Consider the following 23954-nt stretch of genomic DNA (forward strand, 5'->3'; position numbering starts at 1 on the left):
TTAATGACGCCAATTAAATAAATCTAAAGTGTTTCTGCCCCATGGTCAGAATAGTCTTGGTGTCAAAGAACGCCGATGTACCAGGCCGCTGCGCTAGAAGCGGCCATCGATGGGGAAGGCCATAAAATCAAAGGGATCAATTGGATGTCAATATGGCAGATCTCTGAAGATGAGGGATGTGTGACCGGAGAAGGAATTTCGAATAAAAGAGACAAAATCGCTAAAGATTTAAATTTTGAATAACTTATCAAAATGGAAAGAATTGTGATTTGATGGGGTTTGTGCTGAATTCAATAAGTGATTGGCGTCATGCTTTGTGATGGAAATATACCTAATTCCTGCGAATTAACTTATCTAAACACCGGCCGTTTGTCATCTTATGAAACCATTTTTAATCCAGATTCAGGGCCGTTGAACTAGGGTTGTTGATAGCTCTTGACGTATAATGGCTTAATCATTGTACGTAATTACCTAACGGGGCGGGGCGATGAAGGGAGCCACCTTTAATCAGCTGATGATTTTTCAGAGCATAGTGCAAGAGGGCAGCATTCGCGGTGCCGCCCGCAAGCTGGAGATGGCGCCGCCGTCGGTGAGTCAGGCCCTGAAACAGCTGGAGGGGCAGGTGGGATTGCCCCTGTTTAACCGCAGCACCCGCCGCATCGAATTGACCGAAGCGGGTCAATTGCTCCATGAGCGCACCGCAGGCGCCATTTCGACCCTGGATTACGCCCTGGAGAGTGTCCAGGATCTGAGCGAAAGCCCCTCGGGGAAGGTGAGCATTACCCTGCCGCGGTTTGTGTTCCAGTTTTTCCTTAAGCCTATCTATGCGGAGTTCTGTCAGCGCTATCCCGACATTCAACTGGAGATCTCCGTCTCCGACGAAGCGGTCAACATCCTCAACGAGGGGTTTGATATGGGAATCCGTTTCGGCGATCGCATCGAGCCGGGCATGGTGGCCCGCCAACTGACCGCCCCCATGCGCGAGGCACTGTTTGCTTCACCGGACTACCTTGAGCGCCACGGCTGCCCAGACTTTCCCGAGTCACTTCAGCAACACAAGCTGGTGCAGTACCGGTTTATCGCCGCCAATCAGCTGGCACCGCTGTTGCTCCAGCACCAGGGGCAGCAGATCACGGTACAGATGCCTCTGGCCCTGGTGGTCAACGACACTGACGCCATGATGGATGCGACTCTGAAGGGGTTGGGGATCGGCAGGATGGTGACCCCCATGGTCACCGACTATTTCCAGCAAGGGCAGCTGCTGCCGGTGCTGGAGCAGAACTGGACTCCCTACCCGGGCCTCTACCTCTATTTTGTCCAGAACAGCCAGAAGGCGCGGCGGGTCAGGGTGCTGATCGACTTCCTGGTGGAGAAGGGCAAGGCGCTCTACGGCGCCTGATCGCCTAACCGGTCACCCTCTGGGCTTCCAGGGCTTCGCTCACCGGGTGGCTCCAGTGGCCCTCGGTGTCTGAGGCGAACTCCCAGTTCATCAGGCCACCCAGGCAGTGGGCGGCTTTCAGGGGCTGGATTACCTGTGAGATTATACGATCCACCGGAAGGTAGCTGTTGGCCTGAGCATTGTGACGGCTGACCGGCAGGCCCAGTATCGCCTTGTCCACGTTCATCCCCGGCAACTGACAGTATCTCTGATAGGACTCCACAATCCGCAGCGGGTCGCCGCTCCAGGGGCGGTTGTTGTAGAACTGGATGTTCACCAGATCGATGGCGCTGCCCGCCTGTTCCAACACCTTCAGATAGCCGCTCATGCCATAGCCGGATTCCAGATAGGGGGGCTGGGGCGCGTGGGAGATCAGGTAGCGGTCGCTGGGCAGCTCCCGCCTCAGGGCCAGGGTCAGGTTGACCAGAAACCCGATGCCGTCATAGCCCGCTCGACCGACAAAGGCGGCGCTGTCCTCCCAGTCGATGTCGATGCCATCCAGTTCGTTTTGGATGACAAACTGAGCCAGGATGTAGGCCAGATAACTCTCCTGTCCCACCAGTTGCCGGTAGGCGGAGCTGGTCATGGTGGCCCCGCCGAAGCTGATCATCACCTTGATCCCCTGCTGCTGCAGCTGGCGGACGGCCTGTTTGGTCCCCTGGGTCAGTATGGGCGGAGAGGGTTGGGCGGCGATGGCGCCGGACAACTCCAGGGTGAAGGGGCTGTGTTCACTGCAGCTGAGGAAGGCAAGAATGATGTGAGTGTAGGGGCGTTCCAGTGCCCGCTGCAGCGGAATGGTGCCACTGGAGAAGTAGCTGACCAGCTTAGGTTGGTTCATAACCTGTTCCTTGTGTTGCCGAGTCGCGGGCGGTTCCTTGCCCAATTGCAACTATAGGAGAGAGCCGGCGGTTACGCCAAAAAAGGTCTTTAAAAACAAAAGCCCCGCGATGCGGGGCTGGGCTGAGTGCGCTTGGGCTTACTCGATGTTCTGGATCTGCTCGCGCATCTGCTCAATCAGTACCTTGAGCTCCACCGCGGCGGCGGTGATGTCGGTGCTGATGGACTTGGAGGCCAGGGTGTTGGACTCGCGGTTGAACTCCTGCATCATGAAGTCCAGGCGACGGCCACAGGCGCCGCCCTTCTTCAGCACCTTGCGGGTCTCACTGACGTGGGTGTCCAGGCGGTCGATCTCCTCGGCCACGTCCATCTTCTGGGCCAGCAGAATCATCTCCTGCTCGATGCGGCCGGGATCCATGTCCTCTTTCACTTCCGCCAGGCGGTCGTTGAGCTTCTGACGCTGCCACTCCATGATCTCCGGCATGCGGCCACGAACAAAGGCGGCCTGCTCGGTCACCCCATCCAGGCGGTCGCTGATCATCTTCTCCAGGGCCTGGCCTTCGGAGCCGCGGGCCTCCAGGAACTGATCCACGGTGTCGTCGAACTTCTGCAGCAGCTCCTTGCCGATGGCGTCCATGTCGCGCTCACTGGCTTCCAGAACCCCGGGCCAACGCATCAGTTCCACCAGATTCAGCTGGCCGATGCCGGCCATGGTGTGCAGGTGCTGGGCCTTCTCGATGAGCTGGGCCGCCAGTTGCTCGTTCATCTGCACCGTGTCGCCGGCGTTTTCGGTCAGTTCGAAGCGCAGGTTCACCTCCACCTTGCCTCGTGCCAGGCGCTTGCGCAGGCGCTCTCTCAGCATGGGCTCCAGGGAGCGAAACTGCTCGGGCAGTCTCAGGTAGGTTTCCAGGTAGCGCTGGTTAACGGAGCGGATCTCCCAGGAGGCGCTGCCCCAGTCAGCTTTAACGTCGCTGCGGGCATAGGCGGTCATGCTGTGGATCATTGGAAGTGGCCTTGTAAAGTGTCAGTGGTCCGATTATACCCACGGGGGAGGGGAGACGGCAAAGCCCCCGGAAATTCCAGGGGCTTAGGCTCACTGTCCCCCGGGGGCCTTGGGGGTGTCCAGCCAGCGGTGCTGGGTGGTGTCGGTCATCGCCACCCCGTGCTGTTCCAGTATGGTGAGGATCGCCAGGTTCAGTTCCTCCGCGGCTTCCAGGTAGTCGGGGAAGGCGGTGGTCTGAATGTAGCTGAGTACGTTGAGCTGCAGGGCATTGGGGCCAAACTTGTGGAAGCGCACCCGCAGCGGCGATTCATGGGTCATGGGGTGATCCTTGAGCGCCTGGGTGATCTCATCCATCACTCCCCGCAGTTTGCTGGCCGGGGTGTCGTAGCGCAGGTTCAGCGCCGGGCTGTAGCGGATCTTCTCCCGTTCGGAAAAGTTTTCCAGCTGCAGGTCAACGAAGGTGGCGTTGGAGATGTGGATCACCGTCCGGTCTATGGTGCGCACCCGGGTGTAGCGCAGGCCGATCTCCTCCACCACCCCCATCTGGGTGCCGAACTTACAGAAGTTGCCCACCTTCACCGGCGAGGAGAGGTAGAGGGTGATGGCGCCGATGAGGTTTTCCACCGATTTTTGCGCCGCCAGGGCCACCGCCAGACCACCGATCCCCAGGCCCGCCAGTATGGTGGTGGCCTTGAACCCCAGGTTCTCCAGCCACATCAGCAGGCCGATGATGATGATCAGGATTTTGCCTATGGTGAACAGGGGTTTGAGCAGCTGGGCGCCCTGGTCCTTGCCCTTCTCCTGGAAGCTGCGATTGAGCCTCTCCCGGGCCAGCTCCATGCCGGAGACCATCACCCACACCAGGGCCAGGATCATCAGGGCGTGACCCTCGGCAATGGCCCTGGCTTCGATGGAAGGTCGCACCAGGGGGAAGGCCTCCCGCACCACCAGCACCACAAACAGCAGCCTCAGCGGACCGCTGATAAAGCGTTGCAGCTGGGCGTTGTCCGGGTAGCGCCTTCGCACCAGCCACTTGCTGATGGCGAACAGCGGCAGGCTGATGAGGTAGGCGATGAGGAACATCAGCAGCACCGCCACAAACTGCCAGCTCTGCAGGCCGAGGATTTCGAACTCGGGCAGGTGGTCGCTGAGGTACTCCCCTATGGGACCGTCGCCATACTGCTCGTAGAGATTGGGGACTTCACCCAGGGTGGCGTTGGAGATTTTCCAGATGTACTGGCCATCCCCCCGGGGCACTCGCTGCATGTAGACACTGACCTGACGGGAGCCCAAGGGGACGCGCCCCACCAGATCCCGGTAGGGCGGCAGACCGTCTCCGGTGAGGCCGTTTTTCGATTCGCTCAGGGTGTCCAGGTCGACCCACAGGGTGCGGTTGAGGATCAGCTTGAACTCCTCGGCCAGCAGCGACAGCGGCAGCTCGGCCACCCGTTTGGGCAGGTTGCGCCCATCCAGATAGTGGGCGGCCCGTTCGAAGTCGTTGTGGCGCAGGGCGTGCAGCAATCCTTCCATGGAGGAGCGAGGGGAGCCCCGCTCATATTCGTCCACCACAGTGGGCTCTGAGGCGGGTTTGTCCGGCGCTGGCTCCTCGGTTTCTGCCGGGGTTTCCTGCTCCATCATGTTTTTCAGTGTCGGCGGCTCCGCCTGCAGGCTCAGAGGCAGCAGCAGACAGAGCAACAGCAATCCATGTCCTAGTCGCATCATCATCGTCTGTTTTTTGTTCGGGCTATGATTCAGTTATATCAGATAATGCTGGTTAAACAACCAACTACCCACAGCGGGAGAGAGCCTCGCGTCCAGGGGGTCGGATCGGTATAATGTGCCGCACATTTTCAGAGCCAAGGCACTATTCATGCGTCCAGACAACCGAGCCCCCAACCAGACTCGCCCCATTACCCTGACCCGTAACTACACCCGTTATGCGGAAGGGTCCGTACTGGTGGAGTTCGGCCACACCAAGGTGCTGTGTAATGCCACCGTCGAAGAGGGCGTGCCCCGCTTCCTCAAGGGTAAGGGCCAGGGCTGGGTCACCGCTGAGTACAGCATGCTGCCTCGCGCCACCCACAGCCGCAGCGGCCGGGAAGCGGCCCGGGGCAAGCAGGGTGGCCGCACCCTGGAGATCCAGCGACTGATCGCCCGCTCCCTGCGTGCGGCGGTGGACCTGGAGAAGCTGGGTGAGTACACCATCACCGTGGATTGCGACGTAATCCAGGCCGATGGCGGCACCCGTACCGCTTCCATCACCGGCGCCTGCGTGGCCCTGGTGGATGCCCTTAACGGCCTGCAGCGCGACAAGAAGCTGACCGTGGACCCGCTGAAGTTCATGGTGGCCGCAGTGTCCGTGGGCGTGGTGGACGGTCAGGCGGTGTGCGATCTGGAGTACGTGGAAGACTCCGCCGCCGAAACCGACATGAACGTGGTGATGGCAGAGGATGGCCGCATGATCGAGGTGCAGGGCACCGCCGAGGGCGAACCCTTCACCCACGAGGAGTTGTTGGAGATGCTGGCCCTGGCCAAGTCGGGGATTCACGACATCGTCGAAGCCCAGAAATCGGCGTTGGCCGAAGGATAACTGTTTTATTGAAGGCGACTGAGAGGTCGCCTTTTTTGTACCCACACAACGAGAATAAGGTCGGAATAGAGTGAAAGCTTATCAACGAGAATTTATCGAGTTTGCCCTGGAACGTAACGTGCTGCGTTTTGGCGAGTTTACTTTGAAATCTGGCCGCAAGAGCCCCTACTTCTTCAACGCGGGCCTGTTCAATACCGGTGGCGATCTGGCGCGCCTGGGCCGCTTCTACGCGGCGGCGCTGGCGGACTCCGGCATCGAGTATGACCTGCTGTTCGGCCCCGCCTACAAGGGGATCCCCATCGCCACCACCACCGCGGTGGCCCTGGCGGATCACCACGGTACCGACAAACCCTATTGCTTCAACCGCAAGGAGAAGAAGGACCACGGCGAAGGTGGCAACCTGGTGGGCGCCGAGCTGGCCGGTCGGGTGATGCTGGTGGACGACGTGATCACCGCCGGCACCGCCATCCGCGAGTCCATGGAGATCATCCAGGCCAATGACGCCTCTCTGGCCGGGGTGCTGATCGCCCTGGACCGCCAGGAGAAGGGCAAGGGTGAGCTGTCGGCCATCCAGGAGGTGGAGCGGGATTACGGCTGCTCCATCATCGCCATCGTCACCCTGGGGGATCTCATCGCCTATCTGCAGGAGCAGCCGGGCCGTGAGCAGGAGCTGGAACAGGTGAGCGCCTACCGCGCCCAGTACGGCATCTGATTTCCAGGCTTTCCTGGATTTCAAAGAAAAACGGCGCCAGATGGCGCCGTTTTCGTCTCATTTCGCAGCCGTTTAGCTTTGCAGAAGCTGGCGCTGGATGAAGGCCCACTGTTCGCTGAAGCGCTCGGTGGGCAGCACCTTGAACTCGCTGCGCACGTACTGGGCGATGCGACCCTCGGCGTAGGAGAGCAGCAGGTTGGCCAGCATCCCCTCCTCCAGGTAGAAGCCGGAGCCTTCCCGAATCGCTTTCTCTCTCAGGGCCTGCTTGAGGTTGGTCTCGATGCGGGCGAACAGCTTGTTCATCCGCTCACGCAGGCGCTGCTGTTCCCCGGTGAGGGCGTCGCCGGTCAGCAGTCGGGTGATCCCCGGGTTGCGCTCGGCGAAGGTCAGCAGCAGCTGCAGGATCAGCTGGCAGCGCACCATGGTGTCCTCCTCCTCCTCCATGATCAGATTGATCCTGGAGAGCAGGGCGTCTTCGATGAACTCGATGAGCCCCTCGAACATCCGCGCCTTGGAGGGGAAGTGACGATACAGGGCGGCTTCGGACACGCCCACTTCGGCGGCCAGCTTGGAGATGGTGATCCGCTCTCCGGGGGAGGTCTCCAGCATCTTGGCCAGGGACTGCAGGATCTGCTCGCGACGGTTGCTTTTGTTATTACTGCTCATGGTCGTGACTCCGGAGTTACTTGGTACCGGAGTGGCCGAAACCGCCTTCGCCGCGCTCGCTGGCGTCGAAGGACTCGACCTGGGTAAAGGCGGCCTGGACCACGGGCAGGAACACCAGCTGAGCCACACGCTCGCCGGGCTCGATGGTGACGGTCTGGCTGCTGCGGTTCCACAGGGAGCACATCAACGGTCCCTGATAGTCGGAGTCGATGAGACCGACCAGGTTGCCCAGGACGATGCCCTTCTTATGGCCCATGCCGGAGCGGGGCAGGATGGTGGCGGCCAGGCTGGCGTCGCCGATGTGGATCGCCATGCCGGTGGGCACCAGCTGGCTCTGACCGGGCTCCAGCACCAGAGGTTCGTCCACCATGGCGCGCAGATCCATGCCAGCAGAGCCTGGGGTGGCGTACTCGGGCAGGGGCCACTCGCTGCCCAGGCGGGCGTCCAGAATTTTAAGCTCGATGGGTGTTTTCATTCTTGTCTCTTAGTTCGTCAGTTTCTCTGCGATGGTCAGCAGCAGTGCCTCAGCCTGGGTGGCCTTGTCGCTGTGGCCCAAATCCTTGCTGCCTCCGGGCCAGTACAGGGTCAGTGCATTGCTGTCCGCATTGAACCCCTGGCCAGGCTTGGAGACGTCATTGGCGGCGATCATGTCCAGCTTCTTGCGGGCCAGCTTATCCAGGGCGTAGTGCTCCACATCCCGGGTTTCGGCGGCGAAGCCGACAGTGAACGGTCGCTTACTGTGGCCGGCTACTGTAGCAAGGATGTCCGGGTTACGCACCATCTCAATGGTCAGAGTTTCCTGAGACTTTTTGATCTTGTCCGAGGCGGCACTCACCGGGCGGTAATCGGCCACGGCGGCGCAGCCGATGAAGATCTCATGACGCTCCACTTCGGCCATCACCGCGTCCAGCATCTGCTGGGCGGAGTCCACGTCGATGCGGGTGACGCCATCCGGGGTGGCCAGGTTGACCGGGCCGCTGACCAGGGTCACCTCGGCCCCGAGGCGGGCGGCTTGCTCGGCCAGGGCAAAGCCCATCTTGCCGGAGCTGTGGTTGGAGAGGTAACGCACCGGGTCCAGGGCTTCCCGGGTGGGACCGGCGGTGAGCAGCAGTTTCTTGCCGGCCAGGGGGCCGGGTGCGGCGTCCGCCTGGGCGGCGGCCAGGGAGAGGGCGGTGATCTCTTCCGGTTCCGGCATGCGGCCGGGGCCCACTTCGCCGCAGGCCTGATCGCCACTGGCCGGGCCCCAGAGGGTCACGCCACGGCTCTTCAGGGTGGCGAGGTTGGCCTGGGTGGCCTGGGCCAGGTACATCACCTGATTCATTGCCGGGCAGACCCGGATGGGGGCCTCGGTGGCCAGGCAGACCGCGGTGATCAGTTCATCCGCCATGCCGTTGGCCATGCGGGCGATGAAGTTGGCGCTGGCGGGGGCGATGATCACCTCATCGGCCCAGCGGGCCAGCTCGATGTGGCCCATTCCCAGCTCGGCGGCCGGGTCCAGCAGATCGTGGGCCACGGCGTGGCCAGACACCGCCTGCAGCGACATGGGGGTCACAAACGCCTTGGCGCCGCCGCTGAGGACAACGCGGACGTCGGCGCCGGTCTCCTTGAGGCGGCGAACCAGGATGGGGGCCTTGTAGGCGGCGATGCCACCGGAGATCCCCAGCACGATATTTCGGGTGATTTTGCTCATGGCCATTGGTCGTTTTCTGAGAGTGGCGCCTAAGATAACACATGGCGGACCGGGTCGGTGACGACCGGGTCACTAACTGCAGCAGCATCAGGGAGGGAACCCTATGGCAATTGGAGACTGGCCCGCGTCGGAGCGGCCAAGGGAGCGGTTGATGGATCGCGGGGCCCAGGCCCTCAGCGATGCGGAGCTGTTGGCGATCTTTCTGCGCACCGGCCACAGTGGCGTCAGTGCGGTAGAACTGGCCCGACAGGCGTTGGGTCAGGCGGGCAGCCTCAATGCCCTGCTGGGGATGCCCCCGGACAGCTTCACCGCCATCCACGGCATGGGGCCGGCCAAATACGTGCAGCTGCAGGCGGCCCGGGAGCTGGGGCGGCGCTGCCTGGGGGAGCGCAGCCAGGCCAGGAGCGCCCTCAACAGCCCTCACGCCGCCCGCGATTATCTGCAGGCGACCCTGGGTCATCGTCACCACGAAGTGTTCGCCATGCTGCTGCTCGACAGTCAGCACAGAGTAGTGGAACTTACCGAGCTGTTTCGTGGTACCATAGACGCCGCTAACGTGTACCCCCGGGAAGTGGTGAAGACGGTGTTGTCTGCCAACGCCGCCGCGGTGATCCTGGCCCATAACCATCCCAGCGGGGTGAGTGAACCCAGCCAGGCCGATCGCGCCATCACCAAACGGATACAGAATGCCTTGGCACTGATCGACGTATCGGTGCTTGATCATTTGGTCATCGGCCACGGCGAGTGCTGCTCATTTGCCGAAAGAGGATGGCTATAAGCTCAGTTTGCTTGATCTTTGCTTCTTTATCTTGTATAAAATGCGCCCTTCGTGTGCCTCGGGCGACGGCCATACGAGGTACAATGATGCTCGAGCAATATTTTGGAGACTGAAATGTCTAAAGTATGTCAAGTTACCGGCAAGCGTCCGGTAACCGGGAACAACGTTTCCCACGCTAAAAACCACACTAAGCGTCGTTTTCTGCCCAACCTGCAAACCCACCGTTTCTGGGTTGAAGGCGAGAAGCGCTTCGTGAAGCTGCGCGTATCCACCAAAGGTATGCGTATCATTGATAAGAAGGGTATCGATGTAGTTCTGGCTGAACTGCGTGCCCGCGGTGAGAAGGTTTAAGGAGATAAATCATGGCAGCTAAAGGTGGTCGTGAGAAGATCCGTCTGGTATCCACTGCTGGTACTGGTCACTTCTATACTACTGACAAGAACAAGCGCAACATGCCTGAAAAGTTCGAAATCAAAAAGTTCGATCCTAAGGCTCGTAAGCACGTTCTGTACAAGGAAGCCAAGATCAAGTAATTGATCGGCACCTTGAGAAAACCCGGCATCTGCCGGGTTTTTTTATGCCCGCCAAAAACCTACAATCGAACTCAATACTGGCTACCCTGAGGCCCGCCATGGCCAAACGTCGCACTTGGAACAACGCGCTGATCATCGCCCTCTCCCTGTTTGGCATGCTGTTGCTCTATGTCACCAACCTGGTGAGCCCCAAATCCAGCAGCTATCCGCTGTTGCCCGAGGGCAGCAGCATCGAGGCCCTGGTGTTTCAGGAGCTGGTGGTGCGCCGTGATGGCGATGGCTGGCTGTCGGCTCCGGTGCTTGAGGCGGAGCGCCTCAATGGGCTGATGGCCCTGTGGAGCGACGCCCGACTGCTGCCCATCAATGCCCCGGATCCTCTGCCCAGGGGGCCGGTCCAGGTGGATCTTTATCTGGACAATGGCAAGTCGCCGGTGACGGTGCTGCTCTATCCGGAGCTGGGGTACCTGAAACTGCTGGGGCAGGAGCAGTGGTGGAAGCTGCTGTCGGCCCAGGGAGAGGCGCTGCTGAATCAGGAGGAGAAGGATGCCTGAACTGCCGGAGGTTGAGGTTACCCGTCAGGGGGTGACACCCCATCTGATGGGACGCACCGTGGCCAGGGTGGTGGTGCGTCAGCCCAAGCTGCGCTGGCCAGTGCCACCGGAGATTTTGCAGCTGGAGGGGCAGGTGATCACCGCCGTCAGCCGCCGGGCCAAGTATCTGCTGGTGGAGAGTGAGGCCGGGGTGCTGATCCTGCACCTGGGGATGTCTGGCAGCCTGCGGGTGTTGTCGCCGGCGCCGCCGCCGGAGAAACACGATCACCTGGACATCGAGCTGGACAGTGGTGCGGTGCTGCGACTGAACGATCCCAGGCGCTTTGGCGCCGCCTTGTGGTGGACCCTGCCCTTGGACGCCCACCCACTCATCGCCAAATTGGGCCCTGAGCCACTCTCTGCGGCCTTCAATGCCCAACACCTGGCAAACTGCCTTAAGGGGCGCACCAAGGCAGTCAAATTGGCGCTGATGGACAATCACGTGGTGGTGGGCGTCGGCAACATCTACGCCAACGAAGCGCTGTTCAGTGCCGGCATCGATCCCCGCAAGCCCGGAGGCGAGTTGACGCCGACGGCCATCGAGCGGTTGGTGACCGAGGTGAAGGGGGTATTGAGCCGGGCGATCACCCAGGGGGGCACCACCTTGAAAGACTTCACCCAGGCCGATGGCAAGCCGGGTTACTTCGCCCAGGAGCTGCTGGTGTACGGCAAAGGGGGCCAGCCCTGTCCGGTGTGTGCCGATGAGCTGCAGACGGTGAAGCTGGGACAGCGCACCACCACTTACTGCCCCAGCTGTCAGCGCTGAGCGCTGGCACCTTGAATCATTGGCGGCTGGCCATCTCCTCGGCCACCGCCTGTTCCACGATGGGGTGGAGGAAGTTGCTGACATCGCCGCCGTGGAAGGCCACGTCCTTCACCAGGGAGGAGGAGATGAAGGTGTACTCCTGGGCCGGGGTCAGGAAGATGGTCTCCATCTCCGGGTGCAGGTGGCGGTTCATCCCCGCCAGCTGAAACTCGTACTCGAAATCCGCTACCGCCCGCAGGCCGCGGATCAGCACGTCGGCGTTCTGATCTTTGGCAAAATCCACCAGCAGCCCGGTGAACCCCTGAATCTCCACGTTGTCCATGTCGGCGGTGACCGCCTGAGCCAGTTCCACCCGTTTTTCCAGATCGAACAAAGGTCGTTTGCTGGCGCTGGCGGCGATGCCCACCACCACCTTGTCAAACAGCTTGGCGCTGCGCTTGATCAGGTCCAGGTGGCCATTGGTGATGGGGTCGAAGGTTCCGGGGTAGATGGCAATTCGTTTCATAGGTATTCAAGTGGAAAGGATTGAATTATTGATGCTAAGTCAATTAGCGCCGGAGATCATCCCGGCACCGGAAAAATCACCCCGGCTCAGGGTGGCGAAGATCACCTTGGGCACCGTGCCATTGGTGCGGAAAACTTGGGCAGGGTATACTGCCCCCAGTTGAATTTGGCCCCCCGTCGGCATGGCGTCGGCGGCGCGGTGGCCCCGAACAGAGGTTTGGACAGAGATCATGATTATTGTGACCGGTGGAGCCGGGTTTATTGGAAGCAACCTGGTGAAGATGCTCAACAACCAGGGACGTACCGACATCCTGGTGGTGGATGAGCTGGAAGATGGCACCAAGTTCGTCAACCTGGCGGACTGTGACATCGCCGATTATCTGGAGAAGGATCGCTTCCTGGAGCTGGTGAAGGCGGGACACGACTTCGGTGAGGTGGAGGCGGTATTCCACGAGGGCGCCTGCTCCTCCACCACAGAGTGGAACGGCCGCTACATGATGGAGAACAACTACGAGTACTCCAAGGTGCTGCTGCACTACTGCCTGGACCGTAAGATCCCCTTCCTGTACGCCTCCTCCGCTTCGGTGTACGGCATGGGCCCGGTGTTCAAGGAGGATCGTACCCACGAGAAGCCTCTGAACGTCTACGGTTTCTCCAAGTTCCAGTTCGACCAGTATGTGCGCCGGTTGCTGCCCACCTTCGAAAGCCAAGTGGTGGGTTTCCGCTACTTCAACGTCTACGGACCCCGTGAGCAGCACAAGGGCGGCATGGCCAGCGTGGCCTTCCACCTCAACACCCAGATCCACAAGGGCGAAAATCCCAAACTGTTCGGCGCCTACGACGGCTACGAAGCCGGCGGCCAGACCCGTGACTTCATCTACGTCGGCGACGTGTGCCAGGTGAACCTGTGGGCCTGGCAGGAGAAGGCCGAGTCCGGCATCTACAACCTGGGCACCGGCGCCGCCGAACCCTTCCAGGCGGTGGCCGACGCGGTGATCGACTTCCACGGCAAGGGCCAGGTGGAGTACATCGAGTTCCCCGACAAGCTCAAGGGCCGTTACCAGAGCTTCACCGAAGCGGACATGGCCAAGTTGCGTGCCGCCGGTTACGACCGCCCCTTCAAGACCGTGGCCCAGGGCGTAGCTGAGTACCTGGCCTGGCTGAACCAGTAGGACGGCGTCGATGAAATATCTGGTAGTGGGGCCCGCCTGGATCGGTGACATGGTGATGGCCCACAGCCTGCTGCGTCAGTTGCGCAAGCAGGATCCCGAGGCGGTGATCGACGTGCTCGCCCCCACCTTCTCCCTGCCTGTAGTGCGGCGGATGGCGGAGGTGAACGAGGCGTTGGACCTGGCGTTCAAGCATGGCGAAACCGCCCTGGGCCCCCGGGCGCAGTTGGGCCTCAGCCTCAAGGGACGCGGCTACGACAAGGCGATCATCCTGCCCCGCTCCTTCAAGACCGCGGTCACCCCCTTCTTCGCCGGCATTCCCGAGCGGGTGGGCTTCAGCGGCGAGCTGCGCAGCTGGATGCTGACCGACGCCAGGAAGCGTCTGCCCCGGGAGATCGACGGCCGCATCGCCGATCAGACGGTGACCCGCTTTATCTCTCTGGGCCTGACCGCCGAGCAGGCGCGCCAGCCCATCGAGGTGCTCAACCCGGTTCTGGGCATAGACCAGGCCAATCGGGATCAGGTGGTGGCCAAGCTGGGTCTGGATCTCAGCCGTCCGGTGGTCTGCCTCTGTCCCGGTGCCGAGTATGGTCCCGCCAAGCAGTGGCCCCTGGAGCGTCATGCCGAGCTGGCTCAGACCCTGGTGGCCAAGGGTTACCAGGTGTGGGTCATAGGTTCGCCCAAGGAAGCCGCCGCCGGTGACACCATCGCCGCCGGCGACAGCCCCCACATCCTCAATCTCTGTGGCAAGACCCAGCTGGTGGACGCCATCGACCTGTTCAGCCTGGCCACCGCCGTGGTCAGTCACGATTCGGGCCTGATGCACGTGGCCGCCGCCACCGGGGTGAAAACCGTCGGCATCTATGGCTCCTCCAGCGCCGAATTCACCCCGCCCCTGAGTGAGCGGGCGGTGGTGGTGTCGGTGCCCACAGACTGTGCGCCCTGCTTCAAGCGGGAGTGTCCCTATGGCCACTACAAGTGTCTGACCGGCATCAGTGTCGAGCAGGTGCTTGAGGCGGTGGAGAGCCCAGCATGAGCCGCAGCGTACGCCTGGCCTGTGCCATGATCACCAAGAACGCCGGCCCCCGCTTCGCCCAGGTGCTGGAGAGCGTCAACTGGGTGGATGAGATTGTCATCCTCGACAGTGGCAGCAGTGACAACACCCTGGAGTTGGCGGAGCAGGCGGGTGCCAAGGTGTTTCACAGCAGTGACTGGCCCGGCTTTGGCCCTCAGCGTCAGCGGGCCCAGGAGCACGTGACCGCAGACTGGATTCTGTGGCTGGACACCGATGAGGTGGTCACCCCACAGTTGCGCGCCTCCATCGAAGCGGTGCTGGCGGACCCGGATCCTCAGCTGGCCTATCGGGTGAACCGGTTGAGTGATTTCTTCGGCCGTTTCATCCGCCGCAGTGGCTGGTACCCGGATGCGGTGGTGCGGCTGCACGCCCGGGAGAGCTATCGCTACAACGATGCCATGGTCCATGAGGCGGTGGCGGCGCCCAAGGAGAAGGTGCGTGCCCTCAAAGGGGACCTGCTCCACTATACGTCGGACGACTTCCAGGGCTACATGGGCAAGTCCCTGAACTACGCCACGGCCTGGGCACAGGCGCGTCATGCCAAGGGCAAGCGCACCAGCGTGGCGGGGATCATCGGCAGCAGTCTGTGGTGCTTTATCCGTAAGTACCTGCTGCAGCTGGGGTGCCTGGAAGGGCGCCATGGCCTGCTGCTGGCGCTGCAGTCCAGCCACTATGTGTTCAACAAGTATTTTGCCCTGTGGGTGATGCAGAATCGCCGTTGACGTGCGGACAATAAAAAAAGGCGCCTCGGGCGCCTTTTTTATTTTCTCCGACTTTATTTGCGCAATATTTGTGGGGGAATTACAGCCAACATCACCCTTGTTAATAATTTCCTTTCAACTAAAGGCTGAGCGAAACTTAATTTGGTCTGGGTAATTCATTGACATTGTTATCAGCAGAATTCCCCTTACAGAGTCATTACACCCCCTTACGTTTCGAAAAGCGCGCCGTGATAATTTCGGCCAATCTCCAACTTTTCTGTTTTTTATTCGTTTGTCGTTCGACCACCTGTCGTTGACGTTTTAGCGACAGTGGCCGTGCTGGAATAAGACGCATGCCTGCGGAGGTGAAACCTCTGCTGCTCCCTGTGGGGCGAACCATCCAGTCCATAGAGTGTTTGTATGGAAATCAATGTACAAGGTAACTCCGGCTGCGCCCTGCGGCTGGTCCGTCATCAGGGGCAACTGGCCATCTCCAAGGTGGCGACCGACAGTGCCTATGTGGCCAGACTGAAAGATCAGATTGGCAAACAGAAGGACGCCCGAAATCGGGTGGATCTGCCTTTTATTCATGTGCCGGAAATATTGGCAGAGGTGGAAGATCGCACTGAGGGGCACCCGCCTTATACCGCAGTGATGGAGTATTTGAATTATCAGGACTACGCCGAGTTTTTCCTGAAATCCTCCAAGAACAAGATCGACGCATTTATCGACCAGATCATCGAATATATTCAGCTGGAACTCAGAGAATCCCGGCTGGAGACCATTCATGCCCAGGTCTTTCTTAAGAAGTTGGATGAGATTGCCGAGAAGATCAGAGGCAGTGCCAGGCAGGCGGTGAAAGAGCGTCAGCTGGCCAACCTTCGCCGTGAGGTGGAAAGCACCACAGTGGTGGTGCCCGTGGGCCACACCCATGGGGATCTGACCCTGGCCAACATGATGATCAGTGCCGACGGCAGCCGCATCGGCATCTTCGACTTTCTCGACAGCTACCTGGACTCGCCGCTGCTGGACGTGGCCAAGCTGCGCCAGGATACCCAGTTTCACTGGTCCCGGCTGATGACCCAGGGGCCGCTGGACGGTGCCAGGTATCGCGCCGTCATGGCTTACATCGACGCCAGGCTGGACCGGCATTTTCAGCAATTTCAGTGGTACCGGGATCATTATCGTCTGATCCAGGCCATCAACATCTCCCGAATCTTCCCTTACGAAAAGCACGCCGGGGTGACCGAGTTCACCATCTCGACCCTGGCCCGATTAGGATACTGACCCTATGAACATCATCATTCCCATCGCGGGCCGCTCCTCCCGCTTCCCGGATCTCAAGCCCAAGTGGATGCTGACCCATCCCCGTGGCGACTTTATGGTGGTCGAAGCCGTCAAGGGCCTGGATATGGCCCAGGTGTCCCGAATCTACCTGGTGGGCCTGGCAGAGCATGAGCGGGAGTATGGCTTTGTGGCGGCCCTGCAGGAGCAGTTTGAGGCGCTGGGGCTGGCGGATCGGGTGGAGTTTGTGCTGTTGGATGAGCAGACCCGCAACCAGCCGGAGACCGTGGCCCGGGGCATAGAGCAGGCCAGGATCCGGGGGCCCATCTACATCAAGGACTCCGACAACTACTTCGTGGATCTGCCGACGTCGGGCAACAGCGTCTCCTGCTACGACCTGCATAAGCTGGAGAACGTCAACGCCCGCAACAAGAGCTATGTGGAGCTCAATGCCGACGGCTGCATCATGAACATCGTGGAGAAGAAAATTGTCTCCAGCCTGTTCTGTGTCGGCGGTTATGGCTTTGCCTGTGCCGAGCAGTTCATCAGCTACTTCGAGGCGATGAAAGAGGAGGCGGATCTCTACCTGTCCCACATCATCTTCAAGATGATTCTCGACGGTGAGCACTTTGCCCACCAGCAGGTGGCGCACTACGTGGACTGGGGCACCATCAAGGAGTGGAACGCCTACAAGGCCCAGTACTCCACCCTGTTTGTGGATCTCGACGGCACCCTGGTGCGCAACTCAGGCCAGTTTACCGAGCCAAAGTGGGGCACCACCGACGCCATTGCCCCCAATGTGGCTACCCTGAATGCCCTGCACGCCTCGGGCAAGGTGGAGATCATCCTCACCACCTCCAGAAAGGAGAAGTTCCGTCAGGCCACCATCGATCAGTGTGAGCGCGAGGGGATTAAGTATGACCAGCTGATCATGGGGCTGGTGCACGGCCGGCGCATCGTCATCAACGACTACGCCAAGTCCAACCCCTATAAGAGTTGTGATGCCATCAACATCAAGCGCAACAGTGCGGATCTGAAGGAGAAACTCGAAGATTCCGTGGGCTTTTACATCGACCTGGACTGACAGCATGATCAACAACAGTGACATCAGCGTGGTGGTCCAGGGGCCGGTGCAGGCCCTGGCCGATCGTCCCATGGACGAGGGAATTACCGCCCGCGCCCTGAAAAGCATCCGTCAGCATCTGCCCGGTGCCACCATCATCCTCAGCACCTGGGAAGGGCAGCCAGTTGAGGGGCTGGACTATGACGAGCTGGTGCTCAGCGCCGACCCGGGTCCCAACATCAACCGTTACCGCCGGGACGGCACCCCGGACCGGGTCAACAACAACCGCCAGATTGTCTCCACCATCAATGGCCTCAAGCGGGTGACAACCCGCTACGCCATGAAGCTGAGATCGGACAATTTCCTGGTGGGGGATCAGTTCAAGGCCCTGCAGCAGAAGTTTGGCGCCCGCAATGAGCGGTGTCGGTTTCTGCAGGAGCGGGTGGTGGTCAACAACACCTTCACCCGGGAGTACGCCAAGGGGCTGCCTGTGGTGTTTCACGCCTGCGATTTCTTCTACTTTGGCCTGACTCAGGATGTGATCGCCCTGTGGGACTTCCCGCTGTTTGAGGATCTGCCCTACAACCCGAGACAGGCGGGGCGGGAGCAGCACGAGGGCTTCCCCTACTACATGCCGGATTGCACCCAAAATTTGTGGCTGGCGGCGCTGGGTCGGTTTGATTCCGGGCTGGCCATTGAGCATCTGCATCAGATGACGCCGCGACTGAAGCACCTGTCGGATCTCTGTTTTGCCAACAACCTGGTGGTGGGGGAGCCTGAGGTGATCGGGCTGGGGCTGAATGCCAAATTCAGCGGCCGCGAGCGGGCCAACCGCACCGGCAGCCTGATCACCTATCTGCATCATCTGGGGTGGCAGCGTCTCTATCGGCGTCATTGTGCCCCAGACCACTATATTCCTGGCGACTGGGCGGACCGGCTTCGCATCGGCGTGTTGCGGGGATTGCTGTTGCCGCCCAAATGGCTGGAGGGACGGATGCGGCTGAAGAAGAAGGTCAGGAACAGCTTGGCCTGAGGTGAGACCAACAGGGCCGGTCAGTTTGATCGGCCCTGCTGTTGGAAGGGGTTAGTGACCCAGCAGCCGCTCGAAGTAAGCCTTGGTCTGCTCGGCTGACTGACTGGTGTGGAAGTGCGCTTCGATGCGCTCCTTGGCCAGGCGGCCCATCTCCAGGGTCTGTTCCGGGCTTTGCCACAGAGTCTGCATCGCCTTGGCCAGGCCGGCGTCGTCACCGGGCTGCACCACCAGGCCACTCTCGCCGTCGACGATCAGCTCGGCGCTGCCGCCGGTGTCGGAGACGATGGGAGCCACCCCATACACCATGGCTTCAATGACGGTCTTGGGCAGCCCCTCCCGCTTGGTGGAGGGCAGGATGGAGGCGCTGCAGGAAGCGATCAGCGCCGGGGCGTCGGTGCGGAAACCCGCCAGGTGGATGCGCTCTTTCATGGGGCTGGCGTCGATGAGGGCGCGCACCTCGTCGGTGTCCATACCGCCGCCCACCAGCAGCAGGTGAATGTTGCTGTCTGCCGGCAGGTGATGGGTGGCCGCCAGCAGCACCGGCAGGCCCTTGCGGGGACGGGCATTGGCCACACAGCCGAAGGTGAAGGCGCCGTCTGGCACGCCAAACTGACTCAGATCCGCCGGGGTGTCCTGGTACCACTCCAGGCTGTGGCCCTTGTAGACGGTGGCCACGTTCTCCGGGTTGATCCAGACGTGGTTGCGCAGATCATCGCGCACCGCATTGGCCACACAGAGGATGCCATCCAGGCGGGGGTGCAGATGGGTCAGGTAGCTGCTGGGATCCCAGCGGCTGATGTTGCCGGTCTGGCCTCGGTAGCTGACCATCTTCACATCCAGGCCGATGGCGGCAAACAGGCCGTTGGTGATCGCCTTGTTGTTGAACATGTAGACGGCGTCGTAGCCCCCCTGTTTCAGTTCCTGACGAATCCGTTTGACGGCGCTCCACTGAAACTTCTTCTTGGGGTGGAAGTCGATCACCTTAACCCCATTTTCCCGGAACCTGGGCACATAATCCGCGTCTCCCTGGGTCATCAGGGTGACGTCTACCCCCAGCTTGGCCATGCCAATGAAGATCTCCGCTTCGGGACGCACGCTGTTCCAGGTGTCCTTGTAGGAGCTGATGATAAGGAGTTTGAATGACATGGCATTACCTTGGCTTAGGGGGGGGAGAAGGGCGCATTATATCAATGAAAATGAGCAGGGTAGAGGGAGATTGATGAATGGTGACTGAACCCGAAAGTCGGCGGCATGGGATCGGCTGAAGATACCGTGGTACACTTTTCCTCTTTTCCCGTCACCATGCGAGTCTGCCGTGTATTTAGAGTACTGTCACAGTAAGCTGGGTAACTTTGGGGATGATCTCAATCCCTGGATGTTCCCCAAGCTGATGCCCAAAGCGTTTGAAGATGAATCCGACAAGGTTGCCTTTCTGGGGATCGGCACCATTCTAGACCAGAAGCGCATCGATCGCAGCAATCTCAACGCCAATCGCGCCAATGTTGTCTTCAGCTCCGGTGCGGGATTTGGGACGCCTCCGGCCATCAATGACAGCTGGTACATCTACTGTGTCCGAGGGGAGCACACTGCCCGCCAATTGGGGGTGGACGCCTCCAAGGTGATTGCCGACGGTGCCTATCTGCTGCGCAATCTGGTGGAGTACCGCAATCCGGTCAAGAAGCACAAGATCGCCTTCATTCCTCACCACAGCAGTGAGGACTTTGCAGACTGGCAGGCGATCTGCGACCAGTGCGGCATCAAGATGATCACCGCCCGTCAGCCCGTGGACAGTTTCCTAGAGGATCTGCTGGCCTCCGAGCTGGTGATCACCGAGGCGATGCACGGCGCCATCGTGTCCGACGCCCTGCGGGTGCCCTGGGTGCCGGTGAGCTTCAGCCCCAAGTTTATGCCGGAGAAGTGGCGTGACTTTACCCGGGCACTGAAGATGGATCTGGAGGTGACTCCTCTGCCCTTCGTGGCCCACTACCCCCTGAATCTGGGCCAGAGCGTGGAGCACGGCTTCAAGCGGGGCATGAGCAAGCTGGGTGTGGGTCCCAGCAAGTGGGCGCGTCTGCCCAACGCCTACACCAAGGCGACCCCGGCTCAGATTGACGGGCTGTGTGAGGCGATCATGGCGGTCAGTCGTGACGGCAAGGTGCATCAGAGCAGCGATGCCGTGGTGGAGGAGGTGACCGAGCGTTTGGCTCAGTGCCTCGACGGTTTGTATGGGGACTTCCTGGCAGGCAAGTTCCACCAATAATCTCTGTGCCGGCACGCCGGCACGCTAGTGAACGACGGGAATAGACGATGCATATTTGCCATGTGAATCTGGCAAAGGGGTTCAGCGGCGGCGAGCGCCAGACCCTGAACCTGATCCGCACCCTGGCTGGCCGGGGCGAGGTGCGTCAGAGTGCGGTAATTCGGGCAGACTCGCCCCTGAATCAGCACCTGGCGGATCTGGATGTCACCATCATCCACATCAACCATCACCTGACTGGCCATGTGCGGCGGCGCCTGCCCAAGGGGACCCTGCTGCACGCCCACGACGGTAAGGCGGTGTACTGGTGCGCCCTGCAGAACCTGTTGCACGGCAACCCCTATGTGATCACCCGCCGGGTGGACAACCCGCTCAAATCCAACCGGCTGACCCGAATGGGTTACAGCCGGGCCCAGCGGGTGGTGTGCCTGAGCCGGGCCATTGCCGCCCAGGTCGGCAAACTCTCCGGTGAGATTGCCACCAGCATCATTCCCAGCAGTTATTCTGCGTTCGAAGCCGATGCCGACAAAGTGGCCGAGATTCGTAACCAATTCCCTGGAAAGGTGATCGTGGGTCAGGTGGGTAAGCTGATCCACCATAAAGGCTACCAGTTGACCATAGAGGCGGCCTCGCGCCTGGGCAGCAGCCAGCCGCAGATGCAGTTCATCTTCCTGGGGGCCGGCGCCGATGAGCAGGAACTCAAGGCTCAGGCCGAGGGGCTGGAGAATGTGCGCTTCCTGGGACATCAGGCCGAGGTGGGCCACTACCTGGCGGCGATGGATCTCATGGTGTTCCCCTCCCTCAACGAGGGACTGGGCTCCACCGTGCTGGAAGCCTGGCAACATGGTACTCCGGTGATCGGCAGCGACGCCGGCGGCATCCCGGACATGATTGAAGATGGGGTGACCGGCCTGCTGGTGCCCGCCGGTGACAGCCAGGCCCTGGAGCAGGCGATAGTGCGCCTGGCTGGCGACGCCGAGCTGCAAGCCAGACTGGCCTGTGGTGCCAAGGCGCGGCTGGCGGACTTTACCCCCCAGAGTGTGGCCGAGCGTTACCAGGCCCTGTATCACGAGCTGTTGAGCTAAGTTTCGATTTGAGTCCGCCGGAGTGGGCGGGCCCTTAACCCGGTCAGGGATGGCCAAGACTAAAGGACTGCGTTATGAAGCAGAGTATTCTCCGAGAGCTGACAGAAGCGGCCCAGGTGCTGGACAGCTTCCTCAATGACGAGGCCCAGCTGGCGGCCATTGAAGCGGCGGCCCGGCTGATTGCCGACTCCCTCAAGCTGGAGGGCAAGGTGATCTCCTGCGGTAACGGTGGCTCCCACTGCGATGCCATGCACTTTGCCGAAGAGCTGACCGGCCGCTATCGCGACAACCGCCCCGCCTATGGCGCCATTGCGGTGTCCGATCCCAGCCACCTCTCCTGCGTCAGCAACGACTACGGCTACGAGCATGTGTTCTCCCGCTTCATCGAAGGGGTGGGGCGCAAAGGGGATGTGCTGTTCGGCATCAGCACCAGCGGCAACTCCCAGAACATCCTCAACGCCATCGAGGCGGCTCGGGCCCAAGGGATGAAGACCGTGGTGCTCACCGGCAAGGACGGCGGCAAGATGGCCAACCTGGCGGACGTGGAGATCCGGGTGCCCCACTTCGGGTACGCCGACCGCATTCAGGAGGTGCACATCAAGGTGATTCACATCCTGATCATGCTCATCGAGGAGCAGATGGCGGGCTGAGCTTTGCTCTAAAAACAAAAAAGAGGCGCCTTGGCGCCTCTTTTTGTTTTCTGGGAAGGAGATCAGTTGCTGTTGATCTTCTTGATGATCTCCGTGGTGGAGACCCCATCTTCAAAGCCGAGGATCTTCACTTCGCCACCGTTGGCGATCACCTCTTTGTGGCCGGCGATCTGCTCCACCTGGTAGTCGCCCCCCTTGACCAGCAGGTCGGGCAGGACTTCGGCGATCAGCCGCTGCGGGGTGTCCTCACCGAAGGGCACCACCCAGTCCACGGCGCCCAGGGCGGACAGCACGCTCATGCGTCGTTCCAGGTTGTTCACCGGGCGGGCTTCCCCCTTGAGGCGTTTGACCGAGTCGTCGCTGTTGACCGCCACAATCAGGCGGTCCCCCAACTTGCGGGCCTGCATCAGGTAGCTGACGTGGCCGGCGTGGAGGATGTCGAAACAGCCGTTGGTCATCACCACCTTCTCGCCGCGCGCCTTGGCATCGGCCACTGCGTACAGCAGCTGACTCTCGCTCATCACGCCAAAGCCGCTCTCGTCGTGCATGGAGGCCACCATGGAGGCCAGCTCCACGGCAGAGATGGTGGAGGTGCCGCGTTTGCCTACCACCACCGAGGCGGCGGCGTTGGCCAGGGCACAGGCCTGGGCCAGATCGCTGCCCGCGGCCAGTGAGGCCGCCAGGGTGCCGATCACCGTGTCACCGGCACCGGTGACATCATAGACTTCCCGGGCCATGGCGGGCAGGTGCAGCTCCTGCTGACCCGGACGCAGCAGGGTCATCCCCTTCTCGGAGCGGGTCACCAGCAGGCCATCAAATTCAAACTGTTCGATCAGGGCCAGCCCCTTGGTCACCAGGTCTGCTTCGTCGGTGACCTTGCCGACAACGGCTTCGAACTCACCCATATTGGGGGTCAGCAGGGTGGCGCCGCGGTATTTCTCGAAATCGGTGCCCTTGGGATCCACCAGGCTGGGAACCCCGGCCTTGCGGGCCAGGCGCAGAATCTCCTGAACGTCCGACAGAGCGCCCTTGGCGTAGTCGGACACCACCACCACGCCTGCACGCTCCAGCGCCTGCTCGGTCTTGTCGTTGATCGCCTGTTCGCCACCTGTGCCGAAGGCCTCCTCGAAATCAAGGCGGATCAGCTGCTGGTTGCGGGACATCACCCTGAGCTTGGTGATGGTGGGGGCGCTGTCCAGGGCCACCAGGTTGGGGGTGACCCCCAGGCCCTGCACCTTGTTGATCAGGGTGTCGGCGGCCTCATCCTGGCCCACCAGGCCGATGAGCTCACTCTGGCCTCCCAGGGCGGCGATGTTCAGGGCGACGTTGGCGGCACCGCCGGGGCGGTCCTCGATCTCATTGATCTTCACCACGGGGACCGGGGCTTCCGGAGAGATGCGACCCGTGGGGCCATCCCAATAGCGGTCCAGCATCACGTCGCCGACGACCAGCACCCGGGATTGATTAAAGGAGGGCAGGGATACTTTCATTGCCTGGGAACCCTTAGTTCATTGAATTGGAAAAATCTTA

28 protein-coding genes are annotated in these 23954 nt (G+C 61.0%); 18 read left to right on the forward strand and 10 right to left on the reverse strand.

The genetic code is table 11. From position 1 onward, the window contains the following. Positions 1–75: 75 nt before the first annotated feature. Together QUE41_RS00585 and QUE41_RS00590 are read left to right on the forward strand one after the other, a co-directional pair. On the forward strand, positions 76–243 hold the full coding sequence (locus QUE41_RS00585) for a hypothetical protein (RefSeq protein WP_286341090.1): 168 nt from the start codon (positions 76–78) through the stop codon (positions 241–243). A gap of 244 nt (positions 244–487) precedes the next feature. Then, positions 488–1399 carry a LysR substrate-binding domain-containing protein gene (locus QUE41_RS00590; protein WP_286341091.1) on the forward strand — a complete coding sequence of 304 codons (912 nt, stop codon included), beginning with the start codon at positions 488–490 and terminating at the stop codon, positions 1397–1399. A 4-nt stretch (positions 1400–1403) separates the two neighbouring features. Here the strand turns inward: QUE41_RS00590 and QUE41_RS00595 are convergent, their stop codons facing one another. From QUE41_RS00595 to QUE41_RS00605, 3 genes are all read right to left on the reverse strand, one after another. Then, positions 1404–2276, reverse strand: coding sequence for a glycoside hydrolase family 18 protein (locus QUE41_RS00595; protein WP_286341092.1), 873 nt, complete (start codon positions 2274–2276; stop codon positions 1404–1406). A gap of 138 nt (positions 2277–2414) precedes the next feature. Further along, positions 2415–3278 carry a YicC/YloC family endoribonuclease gene (locus QUE41_RS00600; protein WP_286341093.1) on the reverse strand — a complete coding sequence of 288 codons (864 nt, stop codon included), beginning with the start codon at positions 3276–3278 and terminating at the stop codon, positions 2415–2417. A 90-nt stretch (positions 3279–3368) separates the two neighbouring features. Further along, complete coding sequence (locus tag QUE41_RS00605) at positions 3369–5000, reverse strand: mechanosensitive ion channel family protein (protein WP_286341094.1); 1632 nt, start codon at positions 4998–5000, stop codon at positions 3369–3371. 148 nt (positions 5001–5148) lie between these two features. Between QUE41_RS00605 and rph the strand changes: the two genes are divergently transcribed. Next, positions 5149–5868 carry a ribonuclease PH gene (gene rph, locus QUE41_RS00610; RefSeq protein ID WP_286341095.1) on the forward strand — a complete coding sequence of 240 codons (720 nt, stop codon included), beginning with the start codon at positions 5149–5151 and terminating at the stop codon, positions 5866–5868. Positions 5869–5938: 70 nt separating this feature from the next. Continuing rightward, the gene (gene pyrE / locus QUE41_RS00615; protein ID WP_286341096.1) at positions 5939–6580 is read left to right on the forward strand and encodes an orotate phosphoribosyltransferase; all 642 of its coding nucleotides are present in this window, start codon (positions 5939–5941) and stop codon (positions 6578–6580) included. A 72-nt stretch (positions 6581–6652) separates the two neighbouring features. On the opposite strand, the gene slmA is transcribed toward pyrE, so the two are convergent. The 3 genes from slmA to coaBC are packed head-to-tail and all read right to left on the reverse strand — an operon-like array spanning position 6653 to position 8936. Then, positions 6653–7246: a nucleoid occlusion factor SlmA gene (gene slmA / locus QUE41_RS00620; RefSeq protein ID WP_286341097.1), complete on the reverse strand. Its 594-nt coding sequence runs from the start codon at positions 7244–7246 to the stop codon at positions 6653–6655. Between the two features lie 16 nt (positions 7247–7262). Next, a complete protein-coding gene (gene dut / locus QUE41_RS00625) occupies positions 7263–7721 on the reverse strand; it encodes a dUTP diphosphatase (RefSeq protein WP_286341098.1) in 459 nt (152 codons plus the stop codon). Between the two features lie 9 nt (positions 7722–7730). Then, positions 7731–8936, reverse strand: coding sequence for a bifunctional phosphopantothenoylcysteine decarboxylase/phosphopantothenate--cysteine ligase CoaBC (gene coaBC, locus QUE41_RS00630; protein ID WP_286341099.1), 1206 nt, complete (start codon positions 8934–8936; stop codon positions 7731–7733). Between the two features lie 103 nt (positions 8937–9039). On the opposite strand from coaBC, the gene radC reads away from it, so the two are divergent. The 5 genes from radC to mutM all read left to right on the forward strand — a co-directional run bounded on the left by radC (position 9040) and on the right by mutM (position 11603). Next, complete coding sequence (gene radC, locus QUE41_RS00635; protein ID WP_286341100.1) at positions 9040–9714, forward strand: RadC family protein; 675 nt, start codon at positions 9040–9042, stop codon at positions 9712–9714. Between the two features lie 114 nt (positions 9715–9828). Continuing rightward, positions 9829–10065 carry a 50S ribosomal protein L28 gene (gene rpmB / locus QUE41_RS00640; RefSeq protein ID WP_028109346.1) on the forward strand — a complete coding sequence of 79 codons (237 nt, stop codon included), beginning with the start codon at positions 9829–9831 and terminating at the stop codon, positions 10063–10065. A gap of 11 nt (positions 10066–10076) precedes the next feature. Then, positions 10077–10247, forward strand: a complete 171-nt coding sequence (gene rpmG, locus QUE41_RS00645) for a 50S ribosomal protein L33 (protein WP_028112610.1) — start codon at positions 10077–10079, stop codon at positions 10245–10247. A gap of 98 nt (positions 10248–10345) precedes the next feature. Next, positions 10346–10798 carry a hypothetical protein gene (locus QUE41_RS00650; RefSeq protein WP_286341101.1) on the forward strand — a complete coding sequence of 151 codons (453 nt, stop codon included), beginning with the start codon at positions 10346–10348 and terminating at the stop codon, positions 10796–10798. After that, positions 10791–11603, forward strand: coding sequence for a bifunctional DNA-formamidopyrimidine glycosylase/DNA-(apurinic or apyrimidinic site) lyase (gene mutM / locus QUE41_RS00655; protein ID WP_286341102.1), 813 nt, complete (start codon positions 10791–10793; stop codon positions 11601–11603). Before QUE41_RS00650 ends, mutM begins: the two co-directional genes overlap by 8 nt. Positions 11604–11619: 16 nt before the next feature. On the opposite strand, the gene coaD is transcribed toward mutM, so the two are convergent. Together coaD and QUE41_RS00665 are read right to left on the reverse strand one after the other, a co-directional pair. Beyond that, positions 11620–12108: a pantetheine-phosphate adenylyltransferase gene (gene coaD, locus QUE41_RS00660; protein WP_286341103.1), complete on the reverse strand. Its 489-nt coding sequence runs from the start codon at positions 12106–12108 to the stop codon at positions 11620–11622. 39 nt (positions 12109–12147) lie between these two features. Continuing rightward, positions 12148–12339: a hypothetical protein gene (locus tag QUE41_RS00665; protein ID WP_286341104.1), complete on the reverse strand. Its 192-nt coding sequence runs from the start codon at positions 12337–12339 to the stop codon at positions 12148–12150. Between QUE41_RS00665 and rfaD the strand changes: the two genes are divergently transcribed. The 6 genes from rfaD (at position 12338) to QUE41_RS00695 (ending at position 18432) form a co-directional block, all read left to right on the forward strand. Further along, positions 12338–13279, forward strand: coding sequence for an ADP-glyceromanno-heptose 6-epimerase (gene rfaD / locus QUE41_RS00670; RefSeq protein WP_286341105.1), 942 nt, complete (start codon positions 12338–12340; stop codon positions 13277–13279). The two genes, QUE41_RS00665 and rfaD, sit on opposite strands and share 2 nt — an antisense overlap. 10 nt (positions 13280–13289) lie before the next feature. Beyond that, positions 13290–14312 (forward strand): lipopolysaccharide heptosyltransferase II, encoded by a 1023-nt coding sequence (waaF, locus tag QUE41_RS00675; RefSeq protein ID WP_286341106.1) that lies wholly within the window; start codon positions 13290–13292, stop codon positions 14310–14312. After that, entirely contained in the window at positions 14309–15073 is a 765-nt protein-coding gene (locus QUE41_RS00680; protein ID WP_286341107.1) for a glycosyltransferase family 2 protein, read from the forward strand. The genes waaF and QUE41_RS00680 overlap by 4 nt, the downstream gene beginning before the upstream one ends. 399 nt (positions 15074–15472) lie before the next feature. Beyond that, positions 15473–16339: a phosphotransferase gene (locus QUE41_RS00685; protein ID WP_286341108.1), complete on the forward strand. Its 867-nt coding sequence runs from the start codon at positions 15473–15475 to the stop codon at positions 16337–16339. A 4-nt stretch (positions 16340–16343) separates the two neighbouring features. Beyond that, entirely contained in the window at positions 16344–17420 is a 1077-nt protein-coding gene (locus tag QUE41_RS00690) for a hypothetical protein (RefSeq protein WP_286341109.1), read from the forward strand. A gap of 4 nt (positions 17421–17424) precedes the next feature. Next, on the forward strand, positions 17425–18432 hold the full coding sequence (locus QUE41_RS00695) for a WavE lipopolysaccharide synthesis family protein (RefSeq protein ID WP_286341110.1): 1008 nt from the start codon (positions 17425–17427) through the stop codon (positions 18430–18432). Positions 18433–18483: 51 nt separating this feature from the next. Here QUE41_RS00695 and QUE41_RS00700 read toward each other — a convergent pair whose 3' ends face one another. Then, a complete protein-coding gene (locus tag QUE41_RS00700; protein ID WP_286341111.1) occupies positions 18484–19578 on the reverse strand; it encodes a glycosyltransferase family 4 protein in 1095 nt (364 codons plus the stop codon). Positions 19579–19747: 169 nt separating this feature from the next. Here QUE41_RS00700 and QUE41_RS00705 point away from each other — a divergent pair, with 169 nt between their 5' ends. The 3 genes from QUE41_RS00705 (at position 19748) to lpcA (ending at position 22424) form a co-directional block, all read left to right on the forward strand. Further along, complete coding sequence (locus QUE41_RS00705; RefSeq protein ID WP_286341112.1) at positions 19748–20692, forward strand: polysaccharide pyruvyl transferase family protein; 945 nt, start codon at positions 19748–19750, stop codon at positions 20690–20692. 47 nt (positions 20693–20739) lie between these two features. Further along, a complete protein-coding gene (locus QUE41_RS00710) occupies positions 20740–21774 on the forward strand; it encodes a glycosyltransferase family 4 protein (protein ID WP_286341113.1) in 1035 nt (344 codons plus the stop codon). Positions 21775–21848: 74 nt separating this feature from the next. After that, a complete protein-coding gene (gene lpcA / locus QUE41_RS00715) occupies positions 21849–22424 on the forward strand; it encodes a D-sedoheptulose 7-phosphate isomerase (protein ID WP_286341114.1) in 576 nt (191 codons plus the stop codon). A gap of 62 nt (positions 22425–22486) precedes the next feature. On the opposite strand, the gene hldE is transcribed toward lpcA, so the two are convergent. Continuing rightward, positions 22487–23914 carry a bifunctional D-glycero-beta-D-manno-heptose-7-phosphate kinase/D-glycero-beta-D-manno-heptose 1-phosphate adenylyltransferase HldE gene (hldE, locus tag QUE41_RS00720; RefSeq protein WP_286341115.1) on the reverse strand — a complete coding sequence of 476 codons (1428 nt, stop codon included), beginning with the start codon at positions 23912–23914 and terminating at the stop codon, positions 22487–22489. Between the last annotated feature and the right edge of the window lie 40 nt (positions 23915–23954).

The sequence above is a fragment of the Ferrimonas sp. YFM genome (assembly GCF_030296015.1).
Taxonomy (GTDB): Bacteria; Pseudomonadota; Gammaproteobacteria; order Enterobacterales; family Shewanellaceae; genus Ferrimonas.